The following is a 14,978-nucleotide window of genomic DNA, read 5'->3' as shown; positions in this document are numbered from 1 at the left end:
CCTATCAAAAGAGAACCAACATTTATTACAAACGCATTAAGTCTGGAAAACCGGCGACTCGCCAATACATTAGCAATATTTACCGATTGTCTGATGTAACGGTTTCCCCGCTTATCCTCTTAACACATGGAGAATGCATCAGATGCAAACTACGCGTACCCCCTACTCTGTTTCCTTTATGGCGACAGTGTTACTTTTATTGCTCTTTGCTTGCCATAGCACCATTGCCAACGCAGCTGTCGCACTTGGTGCGACGCGGGTAATTTATCCGGCAAACCAGAAACAGGTTTTATTGCCTGTCACGAATAATGATCCTGCCAGTGTCTATCTCATTCAGTCATGGATAGAAAATGCGGGTGACCAGAAAGATACCCAGTTTGTCATTACCCCACCGCTTTTTTCCATGCAAGGTAAAAAAGAGAATACGCTTCGGATAATCAACGCCACTAATCATCAGTTACCAGGCGACCGTGAAAGCCTGTTCTGGGTTAATGTTAAAGCTATCCCTGCTATGGAAAAAGACCAGAAGAATGAGAATACATTACAGCTGGCAATTATTAGCCGCATAAAAATGTTTTATCGCCCCACGCATCTGGCAATGGCACCTGAAGAAGCGCCTGCAATGCTTCGGTTTCGTCGCAGCGGTAGCAAACTCACTCTTATTAATCCAACGCCCTACTTCATTACCGTAACAAATATGAAAGCAGGAAATAGCAATCTCCCAAACACCATGGTGCCGCCAAAAGGTGAAGTATCGGTGGATATCCCGCATGCTGTAACCGGGGATATCAGTTTTCAGACAATCAATGATTACGGTGCATTAACTCCGCGTATTAAGGCAACCATGCAGTAAGCCAGTGACCTAATTAATAATAAACTCAATCGGGATTAAAAATGACAGCCTTTCGTGCCGCATTTAAGGCATATCGTATGCATCAGGTGTTAATACTGCCTCGCTTTGCACGGCTTACCTTTGCCCTTGGCTTAGCAACTGCGGTTTTTCCCGTTGACGCAGAGTATTATTTTAATCCACGGTTTTTAAGCAATGACCTTGCTGAATCTGTCGATTTATCTGCCTTTACTAAGGGACGCGAGGCCCCACCTGGTACATATCGGGTCGACATTTATTTGAACGACGAATTTATGGCTAGTCGGGATATTACTTTTATTGCAGATGATAATAACGCAGATCTCATCCCATGCCTGAGTACAGACCTTCTTGTCAGTCTTGGCATAAAAAAATCAGCATTATTAGACAACAAGGAACATTCGGCAGAAAAACATGTGCCGGACAACAGCGCATGCACACCACTTCAGGATCGTTTGGCTGACGCATCATCTGAGTTTAATGTTGGTCAGCAACATCTATCACTCTCCGTTCCGCAAATTTATGTTGGCAGAATGGCTCGCGGCTATGTTTCTCCGGATCTGTGGGAAGAAGGAATAAATGCTGGGCTACTAAACTATAGTTTTAATAGTAATTCTATTAATAATCGTAGTAACCATAATGCAGGAAAATCCAACTATGCATATTTGAATTTACAGAGTGGCATCAACATTGGTAGTTGGCGACTGCGCGATAACTCAACGTGGAGTTATAACAGTGGGAGTAGCAATTCATCTGACAGCAATAAATGGCAGCATATCAATACGTCGGCTGAACGTGACATTATTCCCTTACGCTCACGCTTAACGGTAGGTGATAGTTATACCGATGGCGATATTTTTGATAGTGTGAACTTTCGTGGCCTCAAAATAAATTCAACAGAAGCGATGTTGCCCGATAGCCAACATGGTTTCGCTCCGGTGATTCATGGTATTGCTCGTGGCACCGCACAAGTGAGTGTAAAACAGAATGGATACGATGTTTATCAGACTACTGTCCCACCCGGCCCTTTTACTATTGATGATATCAACTCTGCGGCCAATGGTGGTGATCTGCAAGTAACCATAAAAGAGGCAGACGGCAGTATTCAGACATTATATGTTCCTTATTCGTCTGTTCCGGTTCTCCAACGTGCTGGATATACGCGTTATGCGCTTGCCATGGGGGAATATCGTAGTGGAAATAACCTGCAAAGCTCCCCCAAGTTCGTACAAGCAAGCTTGATGCATGGTCTGAAAGGAAACTGGACACCTTATGGCGGAATGCAAATTGCAGAAGATTATCAGGCCTTCAACCTTGGTATTGGTAAAGATTTAGGACTTTTTGGTGCCTTTTCTTTCGATATCACGCAGGCCAATACGACGCTTGCAGATGACACCCGTCACAGCGGACAATCGGTTAAATCCGTCTACAGCAAATCCTTCTACCAGACGGGAACCAATATCCAGGTCGCAGGATATCGCTATTCTACGCAAGGTTTTTATAACTTATCCGACAGTGCATACAGTCGAATGAGTGGTTACACCGTCAAGCCTCCTACCGGAGACACCAGTGAGCAGACACTATTTATTGATTATTTTAATCTGTTCTACAGTAAGCGTGGTCAGGAACAAATAAGCATCTCTCAGCAGCTTGGAAATTACGGTACGACATTTTTCAGTGCCAGTCGCCAAAGTTACTGGAACACGTCACGCAGCGACCAGCAAATATCATTTGGATTAAATGTGCCGTTTGGTGATATTACGACTTCGCTGAATTACAGCTATTCCAATAATATATGGCAAAACGATCGGGATCATTTACTCGCTTTTACGCTTAATGTTCCCTTTAGTCATTGGATGCGTACAGACAGTCAGTCGGCATTTCATAATTCAAACGCCAGTTACAGTATGTCAAACGATTTGAAAGGCGGCATGACCAACCTATCAGGGGTTTATGGCACTCTGCTACCGGATAATAACCTGAATTATAGTGTTCAGGTCGGTAACACCCACGGGGGTAATACATCGTCTGGCACCAGTGGTTACAGTTCTCTTAATTATCGTGGAGCTTACGGTAATACGAATGTCGGTTACAGTCGGAGTGGTGACAGCAGCCAGATTTATTACGGAATGAGTGGTGGCATTATTGCTCATGCTGATGGCATCACCTTTGGACAGCCGCTGGGCGACACAATGGTTCTGGTTAAGGCTCCTGGCGCTGATAATGTCAAAATAGAGAACCAGACCGGTATTCATACCGACTGGCGTGGCTATGCCATATTACCATTTGCGACAGAATATAGAGAAAATCGTGTCGCTCTTAACGCGAATTCCCTTGCAGATAATGTTGAACTGGATGAAACCGTAGTCACTGTCATCCCAACTCACGGTGCTATTGCCAGAGCAACATTTAATGCAAAAATCGGCGGGAAAGTATTAATGACGTTAAAGTACGGTAATAAAAGCGTTCCATTCGGTGCAATTGTCACTCACGGAGAGAATAAAAATGGCAGCATTGTCGCGGAAAATGGTCAGGTTTATCTGACTGGACTTCCACAGTCAGGGAAATTACAGGTTTCATGGGGCAATGATAAAAACTCAAACTGTATTGTCGATTACAAGCTTCCTGTAGTCTCTCCTGGAACCTTGCTGAACCAGCAGACAGCAATCTGTCGCTAAGGAACAATAGATTATGAAATACAATAACATTATTTTCCTCGGTTTATGTCTGGGGTTAACCACCTATTCTGCTTTATCCGCAGATAGTGTTATTAAAATTAGCGGGCGCGTCCTCGATTATGGCTGCACAGTCTCATCGGATTCGCTTAATTTTACCGTAGATCTCCAAAAAAACAGTGCCAGACAATTTCCAACGACCGGTAGCACAAGTCCAGTCGTCCCTTTTCAGATTACATTAAGTGAATGCAGCAAAGGGACAACGGGAGTTCGGGTTGCATTTAACGGTATTGAGGATGCAGAAAATAATACTCTGTTGAAACTAGATGAAGGAAGCAATACGGCCTCCGGTTTGGGTATAGAAATACTGGACGGAAATATGCGTCCGGTGAAATTGAATGACCTTCATGCTGGGATGCAGTGGATCCCATTGGTACCAGAACAGAACAATATTTTGCCTTACTCCGCTCGTTTGAAGTCAACTCAGAAGTCCGTCAATCCAGGACTGGTGAGCGCTTCGGCAACCTTTACCCTTGAATTTCAATAATCAGAGTCAGATATGAAAAGACTTCACAAGAGGTTCCTGTTAGCTACGTTTTGCACATTATTCACAGCAACTCTCCAGGCCGCCGATGTCACTATCACTGTTAATGGTCGGGTAGTCGCTAAACCATGCACTATTCAAACCAAAGAAGCTAACGTTAATCTCGGGGATCTTTATACACGCAATCTGCAACAACCTGGTTCTGCATCTGGCTGGCACAATATTACTTTGTCATTAACCGATTGTCCGATTGAAACAAGTGCAGTGACGGCAATCGTGACAGGTTCAACTGACAATACGGGTTATTACAAAAATGAAGGTACTGCCGAAAATATTCAGATAGAGCTAAGGGATGACCAGGATGCGACGTTAAAAAATGGCGATAGCAAAACGGTTATTGTTGATGTGATCACTCGTAATGCACAGTTTCCACTTAAGGCAAGAGCTATCACGGTGAATGGAAACGCAAGCCAGGGTACGATCGAGGCGCTAATCAATGTGATCTATACCTGGCAATAACATCAATTTGATTTTATTTTCCTCCTTTTTAAATCAATTTTTTAACCTTAGGATATATCATGGGTAAAACATTCAGTATAAAGGTCCTGTTCGGTATTTATCTTCTATTAATGGCAGGCAAAGTTTTTGCCTTCAGTTGTAATGTCGATGGCGGGTCAAGTATTGGAGCAGGTACAACCTCTGTTTATGTTAATCTCGATCCTGTAATACAACCGGGCCAGAATCTGGTTGTAGACTTGTCTCAGCATATAAGTTGTTGGAATGATTACGGCGGCTGGTACGACACTGATCATATAAACCTGGTACAAGGTTCAGCTTTCGCAGGCTCCCTACAGTCATATAAAGGATCACTGTACTGGAATAATGTGACCTACCCTTTCCCGTTGACGACAAATACCAACGTATTGGATATTGGTGATAAGACACCGATGCCATTACCGTTAAAACTCTATATTACCCCAGTCGGAGTGGCCGGTGGAGTTGTCATAAAAGCAGGGGAAGTTATTGCCCGTATTCATATGTATAAAATTGCCACGTTAGGAAGCGGAAATCCGCGTAATTTTACGTGGAATATTATTTCAAATAACAGTGTTGTTATGCCAACAGGCGGTTGCACCGTTGATAGTCGTAATGTCACCGTGAATCTCCCGGACTTTCCTGGAAGCGCAGAAATACCCCTTGGTGTATATTGCTCTAGCGAACAAAAGCTCTCATTTTATCTTTCGGGTGCCACCACTGACAGTGCCCGACAAGTGTTTGCTAACGCAGCACCAGATGCAACAAAAGCATCGGGCGTGGGTGTCTCTCTGATACGTAATGGAAAAATACTGGCAACAGGAGAAAATGTCTCCCTGGGGACAGTAAATAAAAGCAAAGTACCTCTGGGTTTAAGCGCAACCTATGGACAAACAGGAAACAAGGTTGCAGCCGGAGCCGTCCAGTCAGTCATTGGTGTCACTTTTATCTATGAATAATTGTGATTTTGACATTAGTCTATGCGCTCCATTCACGAAAATTGCGCGGATAATTATTTTGTGAAGGCTATTATCCTACACTTGTAAGAAAATCCGCGCACAATTGAAGCCAGAGTCTTATTTTTTATATTGAGAATCATGTTAATTTAAACCCTATGAGAGATGATGCTTAACTTATCGTATTTATACTACTCTATTATTTAACGATAATAGAGTAAAAATAGTAAGAGAGTAGTCCCCTACTCTTATATATTCATGTTGACGATAAATCCTTTGTATATACTTTGCATCATCGCTATTACAAATCCTAATAATTCATTTCCACACAGGATAAGCAGATGAAGAAAAAAATTGAATCCTACCAGGGAGCTGCCGGTGGTTGGGGTGCTGTTAAATCCGTAGCGAATGCAGTACGTAAGCAGATGGATATACGCCAGGATGTTATTGCCATGTTTGACATGAATAAGCCAGAGGGCTTTGACTGTCCGGGATGTGCATGGCCAGATCCTAAGCACAGTGCGTCATTCGACATTTGTGAAAACGGCGCAAAAGCAATCGCCTGGGAAGTCACGGATAAGCAGGTAAATGCCTCTTTCTTTGCTGAGAATACGGTTCAATCATTACTTACCTGGGGAGATCACGAGCTTGAGGCTGCGGGACGTCTCACTCAGCCTTTGAAATATGATGACGTCAGCGACTGTTACAAGCCATTAAGCTGGCAACAAGCTTTCGACGAAATTGGCGCTCGCCTTCAAAGCTATAGTGATCCCAATCAGGTTGAATTCTATACTTCGGGGCGCACTTCCAATGAAGCTGCCTTTCTTTATCAGCTTTTTGCCCGTGAATACGGGAGCAATAACTTTCCCGACTGCTCCAACATGTGCCATGAACCGACCAGTGTGGGATTGGCAGCGAGTATCGGTGTGGGTAAAGGGACCGTGTTGCTGGAAGACTTTGAGAAATGCGATTTAGTCATTTGCATTGGGCATAACCCTGGTACAAACCACCCTCGCATGCTGACTTCGTTGCGCGCTTTAGTGAAGCGGGGAGCGAAAATGATCGCCATCAATCCTCTACAGGAACGTGGCCTGGAGCGATTTACCGCACCGCAAAACCCGTTTGAAATGCTGACGAACTCTGAGACTCAGTTGGCCAGTGCCTACTATAACGTGCGCATTGGTGGCGATATGGCATTGCTCAAGGGGATGATGCGCCTGTTAATTGAGCGCGATGATGCTGCAAGCGCCGCAGGTCGGCCCTCATTGCTGGATGACGAATTTATTCAAACGCATACCGTCGGCTTTGACGAGCTACGCCGTGACGTGCTCAATTCCGAGTGGAAAGATATCGAACGTATTTCTGGACTAAGTCAGACACAAATCGCCGAACTTGCTGATGCATATGCCGCTGCCGAACGAACTATTATCTGTTACGGAATGGGGATCACTCAGCACGAACATGGTACCCAGAACGTACAGCAACTGGTCAATTTGCTGTTGATGAAAGGTAACATTGGCAAGCCTGGTGCGGGTATCTGCCCACTACGTGGTCACTCTAATGTACAGGGCGACCGAACCGTCGGTATCACCGAGAAACCGTCTGCAGAGTTTCTGGCTCGCCTGGGTGAGCGCTATGGCTTCACCCCACCTCATGCACCTGGACATGCTGCAATTGCCAGCATGCAAGCAATATGTACGGGGCAGGCTCGAGCATTGATCTGCATGGGGGGCAACTTTGCACTGGCAATGCCAGATCGGGAAGCGAGCGCTGTACCGTTAACGCAATTAGATTTGGCGGTACACATAGCCACTAAGCTTAACCGCTCTCATCTGCTGACCGCACGGCATAGCTATATTCTGCCGGTTCTGGGACGTAGCGAGATTGACATGCAAAAAAGCGGTGCGCAGGCGGTAACCGTTGAGGATTCAATGTCGATGATTCATGCCTCGCGTGGCGTGTTAAAACCCGCCGGTGTAATGCTGAAATCAGAGTGTGCAGTGGTCGCGGGAATCGCGCAAGCAGCACTACCCCAGAGCGTGGTAGCCTGGGAGTATCTGGTGGAAGATTATGATCGCATTCGCAATGACATTGAAGCTGTGCTGCCAGAGTTTGCCGACTATAACCAGCGCATCCGTCATCCTGGTGGTTTTCACCTGATAAACGCAGCAGCTGAAAGGCGCTGGATGACGTCGTCAGGTAAGGCTAATTTCATTACCAGTAAAGGGCTGTTAGAAGATCCCTCTTCAGCGTTTAACAGTAAGCTGGTCATGGCGACAGTACGCAGTCACGATCAGTACAACACGACGATTTATGGTATGGATGATCGCTATCGAGGGGTATTCGGTCAACGAGATGTGGTCTTTATGAGTGCTAAACAAGCTAAAATTTGCCGTGTAAAAAACGGCGAAAGAGTTAATCTTATTGCACTCACGCCAGACGGTAAACGTAGCTCACGCCGCATGGATAGATTAAAAGTGGTCATTTACCCTATGGCTGACCGCTCACTGGTGACCTATTTTCCAGAATCGAATCACATGCTAACACTTGATAACCACGATCCATTAAGTGGCATTCCTGGCTATAAAAGTATTCCGGTTGAATTAGAACCATCAAATTAATTCGCCTCCTCATTTCTTCTGCTGTCATCCGCACAGCAGAAGAATTCCTCATTGACTATTATCGCGCAATTTGCTCACATGGATTAAATTAAACCACACACTATAAGATATAAACTTCTGCCTACAGCTGTAAGAAACTCCGCTCAGTACTGAAGTACCCGTCCTATTTCCTCTATTCTCCAGCCTGTTATATTAAGCATACTGATTAACGATGCTTAACGTCATTCGTTTAATAAACACATTTGAAATGCATGCGACCATAGTGAAAAATAAAATCACGCAAAGAGACAACTATAAAGGGATCATGTCTGTAATTGTGGTTGTCTTATTACTGACCCTTACATTGATAGCCATTTTTTCGGCAATTAATCAGCTGGGTATTTCAGAAATGGGTCGCATTGCAAGGGATCTTACACATTTCATTATCAATAGTTTGCAAGACTGAAAAATAAACAGCAAATTATAAATATGAAATGTTAAAAAAGTATCGATAAAAACTTTATTGTTTTAAGGAGATAAAATGTCGCTCGTTTGTTCTGTTATATTTATTCATCATGCCTTCAACGCTAACATTTTAGATAAAGATTACGCCTTCTCTGACGGCGAGATCCTGATGGTAGATAACGCTGTTCGTACGCATTTTGAACCTTATGAGCGGCATTTTAAAGAAATCGGATTTAATGAAAATACCATTAAAAAATATCTACAATGCACTAACATCCAGACAGTGACGGTGCCTGTTCCTGCGAAGTTTTTACGTGCTTCAAATGTACCGACTGGATTGCTTAATGAAATGATTGCTTATCTCAACTCGGAAGAACGCAATCATCATAATTTTTCAGAACTTTTGCTTTTTTCTTGCCTGTCTATTTTTGCCGCATGCAAAGGTTTCATTACACTATTAACTAACGGTGTGCTATCCGTTTCCGGGAAAGTGAGAAATATTGTCAACATGAAGCTGGCGCACCCATGGAAGCTGAAAGATATTTGTGACTGCCTGTACATCAGTGAAAGCCTGTTGAAGAAAAAACTAAAGCAAGAGCAAACGACATTCTCACAGATTCTTTTAGATGCCAGAATGCAGCACGCAAAAAATTTGATACGCGTAGAAGGTTCAGTCAATAAAATTGCCGAACAATGTGGTTATGCGAGTACATCTTATTTTATTTATGCGTTCCGCAAACATTTCGGCAACAGTCCAAAGAGAGTTTCTAAGGAGTACCGTTGTCAAAGGCACACGGGTATGAACACGGACAACACGATGAATGCTTTAGCTATTTGATTATTTGCTAACGAGTAGTCAACCACACACGCTGCGTAAGAATTAAATGGGGCAGCCATTCCCTGCCCCGCGTTGTTTTTAGGCGATATATTTCTTGAAATAAATAAGTGACAGTCATCACATATTTATGCATTTGCATAACCTGTTGCATGATTATTTATGATCTCAGTTCGGCATTTTGGCAGTAAAATACAATAATTTATTAAATATCAATAGATTAGTTGTTTATCGGCGAGAAATTACTTAGTAGAACAGAAAGTAATGTCAATGCGTTATGGACTGTTATTTCCCTTTTTTTAGCTAAATTTGCTATCTATTTATGTGACTAACTTCACTTACATTAACTTATTTCTCTTCGTAAAATTACTTTGGAATTAAGTACAATAAGAAGAGGAACATTTATGAAGTCTGCATTAAAGAAAAGTGTCGTAAGTACCTCGATATCTTTGATACTGGCATCTGGTATGGCTGCATTTGCTGCTCATGCGGCAGATGATGTAAAGCTGAAAGCAACCAAAACAAACGTTGCGTTCTCAGACTTTACGCCGACTGAATACAGTACCAAAGGAAAGCCAAATATTATCGTACTGACCATGGATGATCTTGGTTATGGACAACTTCCTTTTGATAAGGGATCTTTTGACCCAAAAACAATGGAAAATCGTGAAGTTGTCGATACCTACAAAATAGGGATAGATAAAGCCATTGAAGCTGCGCAAAAATCAACGCCGACGCTCCTTTCATTAATGGATGAAGGCGTACGTTTTACTAACGGCTATGTGGCGCACGGTGTTTCCGGCCCGTCCCGCGCCGCAATAATGACCGGTCGAGCACCCGCCCGCTTTGGTGTCTATTCCAATACTGATGCTCAGGATGGTATTCCGCTAACAGAAACTTTCTTGCCTGAATTATTCCAGAATCATGGTTATTACACTGCAGCAGTAGGTAAATGGCACTTGTCAAAAATCAGTAATGTGCCAGTGCCGGAAGATAAACAAACGCGTGACTATCATGACAACTTCACTACCTTTTCTGCGGAAGAATGGCAACCGCAAAACCGTGGCTTTGATTACTTTATGGGATTCCATGCTGCGGGAACGGCATATTACAACTCCCCTTCACTGTTCAAAAACCGTGAACGCGTCCCCGCAAAAGGTTATATCAGCGATCAGTTAACCGATGAGGCAATTGGCGTTGTTGATCGTGCCAAAACACTTGACCAGCCTTTTATGCTTTACCTGGCTTATAATGCTCCGCATCTGCCAAATGATAATCCTGCTCCGGAGCAATATCAGAAGCAATTTAATACCGGCAGTCAAACAGCAGATAATTACTACGCTTCCGTTTATTCTGTTGATCAGGGTGTAAAACGCATTCTCGAACAACTGAAGAAAAACGGACAGTATGACAATACAATTATTCTCTTTACCTCCGATAATGGTGCAGTTATCGATGGTCCTCTGCCGCTGAACGGGGCGCAAAAAGGCTATAAGAGTCAGACCTATCCTGGCGGTACTCACACCCCAATGTTTATGTGGTGGAAAGGAAAACTTCAACCCGGTAATTATGACAAGCTGATTTCCGCAATGGATTTCTACCCGACAGCTCTTGATGCAGCCGATATCAGCATTCCAAAAGACCTTAAGCTGGATGGCGTTTCCTTGCTGCCCTGGTTGCAAAATAAGAAACAGGGCGAGCCACATAAAAATCTGACCTGGATAACATCTTATTCTCACTGGTTTGATGAGGAAAACATTCCATTCTGGGATAATTACCACAAATTTGTCCGCCATCAGTCAGACGATTACCCGCATAACCCCAACACCGAGGACTTAAGCCAATTCTCTTATACGGTGAGAAATAACGATTATTCGCTTGTCTATACAGTAGAAAATAATCAGTTAGGTCTATACAAACTGACGGATCTACAGCAAAAAGATAACCTTGCCGCCGCCAATCCGCAGGTCGTTAAAGAGATGCAAGGCGTGGTAAGAGAGTTTATCGATAACAGCCAGCCACCGCTTAGCGAGGTAAATCAGGAGAAGTTTAACAATATCAAGAAAGCATTAAGCGAAGCGAAATAACTAAACCTTCATGCGGCGGATTTTTCCGCCGCCTTATTGAGCGAGATAGCGATGCACGTTACAGCCAAGCCCTCCAGTTTTCAATGTAATCTCAAATGTGATTACTGTTTTTACCTTGAAAAAGAGTCGCAGTTTACTCATGAAAAATGGATGGATGACAGCACTCTGAAAGAGTTCATCAAACAATATATCGCAGCGTCTGGCAATCAGGTCTATTTTACCTGGCAAGGCGGTGAACCCACTCTGGCTGGCCTGGATTTTTTCCGTAAAGTTATTCACTATCAACAACGCTATGCCGGCCAAAAACGAATTTTTAATGCATTACAAACGAATGGCATTTTATTGAATAATGAATGGTGTGCCTTTCTCAAAGAACATGAGTTTCTGGTTGGTATCTCGATCGATGGACCCCAAGAACTACATGACCGCTACAGACGCAGTAATTCAGGTAACGGTACTTTTGCAAAAGTGATAGCAGCCATCGAGCGTCTGAAATCATATCAAATAGAGTTTAATACGTTAACTGTCATTAATAACATTAATGTCCATTACCCTCTTGAGGTTTATCATTTTTTAAAATCTATCGGCAGTAAACATATGCAATTTATCGAATTGCTCGAAACCGGGACGCCGAATATTGATTTCAGTGGTCATAGTGAGAACACATTCCGTATCATTGGTTTTTCTGTGCCTCCCACGGCTTATGGCAAGTTTATGTCAACCATTTTTATGCGATGGGTTAAAAACGATGTGGGTGAAATTTTCATCCGTCAGTTTGAAAGCTTTGTCAGCCGTTTTTTGGGGAATGGGCATACCAGTTGTATTTTCCAGGAGTCCTGCAAGGATAATCTGGTTGTTGAAAGTAATGGAGACATTTACGAATGCGACCATTTTGTCTATCCACAGTACAAAATTGGAAACATTAATAAATCGGAACTCAAAACGATGAACAGTGTACAACTGACAGCGCAAAAAAAACGGATTTCAGCCAAATGTCAGCAATGTGTATATAAACCTATCTGCAATGGTGGTTGCCCTAAGCATCGTATTACTAAAGTAAACAATGAGACTGTTTCCTATTTTTGCGAAGGTTATAAAATCCTTTTTTCAACCATGGTACCTTATATGAACGCCATGGTGGAGTTAGCTAAGAACAGAGTACCGCTTTACCACATTATGGATGTTGCAAAACAAATGGAGAATAATTAATAACGCTCCCCCTTAGCTCCATTCTTAGCCTCCTTCTTATGACCTTAACAAGGCACCCGACATAAATTCCTGTCGGGTGTTTCGTCTTCATCATCTTCCTTTGCGAAAATATTGCCGTATCTAATAAAGGCGATTTAAGTTTCCCTGCGCAGCAAAAATCACTTATCGCGCTGGCTAATAAAGCAGTAAGCGGAAGCGGCGTTGGTGAACTCTCCTCTTCCAGCCTGAAACGCTGGAGTGCGGAAAACTCGGTAACCATGAGCAGTAAAGTCAGTGGCATGAATACGTTGCTCTCCGTTAGCGTGCGGACTAATAACCCTGAACCTGGTTTCCAGTTGATTAACCAGCGAATCACCCACAGCACGATTAACGACAATATTTGGGCATCGCTACAAAATGCTCAAATTCAGGCGTTGAAAACGCTCGACCAGCGTCCAGCGGAGAAATTCGCCCAGCAGATGTATGAGACGCGCTATGCCGATGACCGCACGAAATTACCGCAAGAAAATCAGATTGCACAGTTTACTGCCGCAGATGCGCTGGCTGCCGATCGCCAGTTGTTTTCATCTCCTGCGGATATCACGTTTGTCATTGTCGGTAATGTCGCAGAAGACAAACTCGTGGCGTTAATTACGCGTTACTTAGGATCTATCAAACACTCTGATTCGCCATTAGCCGCAGGTAAACCATTAACTCGCGCGACGGACAACGCATCGGTTACTGTAAAAGAACAAAATGAACCAGTGGCACAGGTTTCACAGTGGAAGCGTTATAATTCCCGGACACCTGTTAATCTGGCGACGCGTATGGCGCTCGATGCTTTTAACGTCGCACTGGCAAAAGATCTACGCATTAATATTCGTGAACAGGCATCTGGGGCATACAGCGTTTCTTCTCGCCTCTCGGTTGATCCTCAGGCCAAAGATATCAGTCATTTGCTGGCTTTTACTTGTCAACCAGAACGACATGATGAACTGTTAACGTTAGCGAATGAAGTGATGGTTAAGCGTCTGGCCAAAGGGATCAGTGAGCAAGAACTGAACGAATACCAGCAAAACGTTCAGCGCAGCCTCGATATCCAACAGCGTAGCGTTCAACAATTAGCGAACACCATTGTAAATAGTCTTATTCAATATGACGATCCTGCAGCATGGATTGAGCAGGAGCAATTGTTGAAACAAATGACGGTAGAGAATGTTAACACTGCTGTTAAACAATATCTTTCTCATCCGGTGAATACGTATACCGGAGTATTATTGCCAAAATAATCACAGCCCCGTCAACACATCGTTGGCGGGGATTTTATCAATATTCGCTATTTTTATGTAATAATTTTATAAATGTGTTCAAAGTAAATAACCGTGTACTAATAATGATATTATAAGGTCTGATTTTTACGTGATAATTCAGGAGACGATAGAAAACACATAAAATAACAACATAAAACACCTTACCTCCACACAGAATTCTCTATTATGTTGTTTTTTAATAAAAATACATTATTCACGCAATATCTCGCGATAAATAACATTAGGATTTTGTTATTTAAAACCGAGTCCTTTGCACTTGCTTACTTTATCGATAAATCCTACTTTTTTAATGCGATCCAATCATTTTAAGGAGTTTAAAATGGATAAGAAGCAAGTAACGGATTTAAGGTCGGAACTACTCGATTCACGTTTTGGTGCGAAGTCTATTTCCACTATCGCAGAATCAAAACGTTTTCCGCTGCACGAAATGCGTGATGATGTCGCATTCCAGATTATCAATGATGAATTATATCTTGATGGCAACGCTCGTCAGAACCTGGCCACTTTCTGCCAGACCTGGGACGACGATAATGTCCATAAGTTGATGGATTTATCCATTAACAAAAACTGGATCGACAAAGAAGAATATCCGCAATCTGCAGCAATCGATCTGCGTTGCGTAAACATGGTTGCCGATCTGTGGCATGCGCCTGCACCGAAAAATGGTCAGGCCGTTGGCACCAACACCATTGGTTCTTCCGAGGCCTGTATGCTCGGCGGGATGGCGATGAAATGGCGTTGGCGCAAGCGTATGGAAGCTGCAGGTAAGCCGACTAACAAACCGAACCTGGTGTGCGGTCCGGTACAAATCTGCTGGCATAAATTCGCCCGCTACTGGGATGTGGAGTTGCGTGAGATCCCTATGCGCCCCGGTCAGTTGTTTATGGACCCGAAA

Annotated in this window: 12 protein-coding genes and 1 pseudogene; 12 read left to right on the top strand and 1 reads right to left on the bottom strand. The window is 43.4% G+C overall.

The genetic code is table 11. The features are described from left to right. Positions 1-142: 142 nt before the first annotated feature. The 10 genes from ACJHYO_RS10280 to ACJHYO_RS10235 all read left to right on the top strand — a co-directional run bounded on the left by ACJHYO_RS10280 (position 143) and on the right by ACJHYO_RS10235 (position 12,773). Positions 143-853: a fimbria/pilus periplasmic chaperone gene (locus tag ACJHYO_RS10280; protein WP_001195181.1), complete on the top strand. Its 711-nt coding sequence runs from the start codon at positions 143-145 to the stop codon at positions 851-853. Positions 854-894: 41 nt separating this feature from the next. Next, positions 895-3,546 carry a fimbria/pilus outer membrane usher protein gene (locus ACJHYO_RS10275; protein ID WP_085455349.1) on the top strand — a complete coding sequence of 884 codons (2,652 nt, stop codon included), beginning with the start codon at positions 895-897 and terminating at the stop codon, positions 3,544-3,546. A 13-nt stretch (positions 3,547-3,559) separates the two neighbouring features. Continuing rightward, positions 3,560-4,090, top strand: coding sequence for a fimbrial protein (locus ACJHYO_RS10270; RefSeq protein ID WP_000876778.1), 531 nt, complete (start codon positions 3,560-3,562; stop codon positions 4,088-4,090). Between the two features lie 12 nt (positions 4,091-4,102). Continuing rightward, entirely contained in the window at positions 4,103-4,606 is a 504-nt protein-coding gene (locus ACJHYO_RS10265; RefSeq protein ID WP_000825468.1) for a fimbrial protein, read from the top strand. A gap of 59 nt (positions 4,607-4,665) precedes the next feature. Beyond that, positions 4,666-5,580: a fimbrial protein gene (locus ACJHYO_RS10260; protein WP_085455348.1), complete on the top strand. Its 915-nt coding sequence runs from the start codon at positions 4,666-4,668 to the stop codon at positions 5,578-5,580. A 338-nt stretch (positions 5,581-5,918) separates the two neighbouring features. After that, positions 5,919-8,198 carry an acid resistance putative oxidoreductase YdeP gene (ydeP, locus tag ACJHYO_RS10255; RefSeq protein ID WP_085455347.1) on the top strand — a complete coding sequence of 760 codons (2,280 nt, stop codon included), beginning with the start codon at positions 5,919-5,921 and terminating at the stop codon, positions 8,196-8,198. A gap of 247 nt (positions 8,199-8,445) precedes the next feature. Beyond that, positions 8,446-8,643, top strand: coding sequence for a two-component system connector SafA (safA, locus tag ACJHYO_RS10250; RefSeq protein ID WP_001445447.1), 198 nt, complete (start codon positions 8,446-8,448; stop codon positions 8,641-8,643). A 75-nt stretch (positions 8,644-8,718) separates the two neighbouring features. Beyond that, positions 8,719-9,480, top strand: a complete 762-nt coding sequence (ydeO, locus tag ACJHYO_RS10245) for an acid stress response transcriptional regulator YdeO (protein ID WP_000060473.1) — start codon at positions 8,719-8,721, stop codon at positions 9,478-9,480. A 401-nt stretch (positions 9,481-9,881) separates the two neighbouring features. Next, positions 9,882-11,564, top strand: a complete 1,683-nt coding sequence (locus tag ACJHYO_RS10240) for a sulfatase-like hydrolase/transferase (RefSeq protein WP_001296072.1) — start codon at positions 9,882-9,884, stop codon at positions 11,562-11,564. Between the two features lie 51 nt (positions 11,565-11,615). Then, positions 11,616-12,773: an anaerobic sulfatase maturase gene (locus ACJHYO_RS10235; protein WP_085455346.1), complete on the top strand. Its 1,158-nt coding sequence runs from the start codon at positions 11,616-11,618 to the stop codon at positions 12,771-12,773. Here the strand turns inward: ACJHYO_RS10235 and ACJHYO_RS10230 are convergent. Next, positions 12,739-12,864: a hypothetical protein gene (locus ACJHYO_RS10230; RefSeq protein WP_122083086.1), complete on the bottom strand. Its 126-nt coding sequence runs from the start codon at positions 12,862-12,864 to the stop codon at positions 12,739-12,741. The two genes, ACJHYO_RS10235 and ACJHYO_RS10230, sit on opposite strands and share 35 nt — an antisense overlap. A gap of 19 nt (positions 12,865-12,883) precedes the next feature. On the opposite strand from ACJHYO_RS10230, the pseudogene ACJHYO_RS10225 reads away from it, so the two are divergent. After that, positions 12,884-14,041 (top strand): annotated as a pseudogene (locus ACJHYO_RS10225) (M16 family metallopeptidase); the annotation flags it as partial. 361 nt (positions 14,042-14,402) lie between these two features. Continuing rightward, positions 14,403-14,978: pyridoxal-dependent decarboxylase (locus ACJHYO_RS10220; RefSeq protein WP_252518029.1), on the top strand; the 576-nt coding region annotated here is incomplete at its 3' end.

It is taken from the genome of Escherichia sp. WS1118, assembly GCF_046487695.1.
GTDB classification, from domain to species: Bacteria; Pseudomonadota; Gammaproteobacteria; order Enterobacterales; family Enterobacteriaceae; genus Escherichia; species Escherichia coli.
The sequence above is the reverse complement of the archived record's forward strand: the minus strand, read 5'-3'. Positions and strand labels throughout refer to the sequence as shown.

Excerpts from the sequence above, each read along its gene's own strand:
- ACJHYO_RS10280 (WP_001195181.1), top strand. The coding sequence starts at position 143 with ATGCAAACTACGCGTACCCCCTACTCTGTTTCCTTTATGGCGACAGTG.
- ACJHYO_RS10275 (WP_085455349.1), top strand. The coding sequence starts at position 895 with ATGACAGCCTTTCGTGCCGCATTTAAGGCATATCGTATGCATCAGGTG.
- ACJHYO_RS10270 (WP_000876778.1), top strand. The coding sequence starts at position 3,560 with ATGAAATACAATAACATTATTTTCCTCGGTTTATGTCTGGGGTTAACC.
- ACJHYO_RS10265 (WP_000825468.1), top strand. The coding sequence starts at position 4,103 with ATGAAAAGACTTCACAAGAGGTTCCTGTTAGCTACGTTTTGCACATTA.
- ACJHYO_RS10260 (WP_085455348.1), top strand. The coding sequence starts at position 4,666 with ATGGGTAAAACATTCAGTATAAAGGTCCTGTTCGGTATTTATCTTCTA.
- ydeP (WP_085455347.1), top strand. The coding sequence starts at position 5,919 with ATGAAGAAAAAAATTGAATCCTACCAGGGAGCTGCCGGTGGTTGGGGT.
- safA (WP_001445447.1), top strand. The coding sequence starts at position 8,446 with ATGCATGCGACCATAGTGAAAAATAAAATCACGCAAAGAGACAACTAT.
- ydeO (WP_000060473.1), top strand. The coding sequence starts at position 8,719 with ATGTCGCTCGTTTGTTCTGTTATATTTATTCATCATGCCTTCAACGCT.
- ACJHYO_RS10240 (WP_001296072.1), top strand. The coding sequence starts at position 9,882 with ATGAAGTCTGCATTAAAGAAAAGTGTCGTAAGTACCTCGATATCTTTG.
- ACJHYO_RS10235 (WP_085455346.1), top strand. The coding sequence starts at position 11,616 with ATGCACGTTACAGCCAAGCCCTCCAGTTTTCAATGTAATCTCAAATGT.
- ACJHYO_RS10230 (WP_122083086.1), bottom strand. The coding sequence starts at position 12,864 with ATGAAGACGAAACACCCGACAGGAATTTATGTCGGGTGCCTTGTTAAG.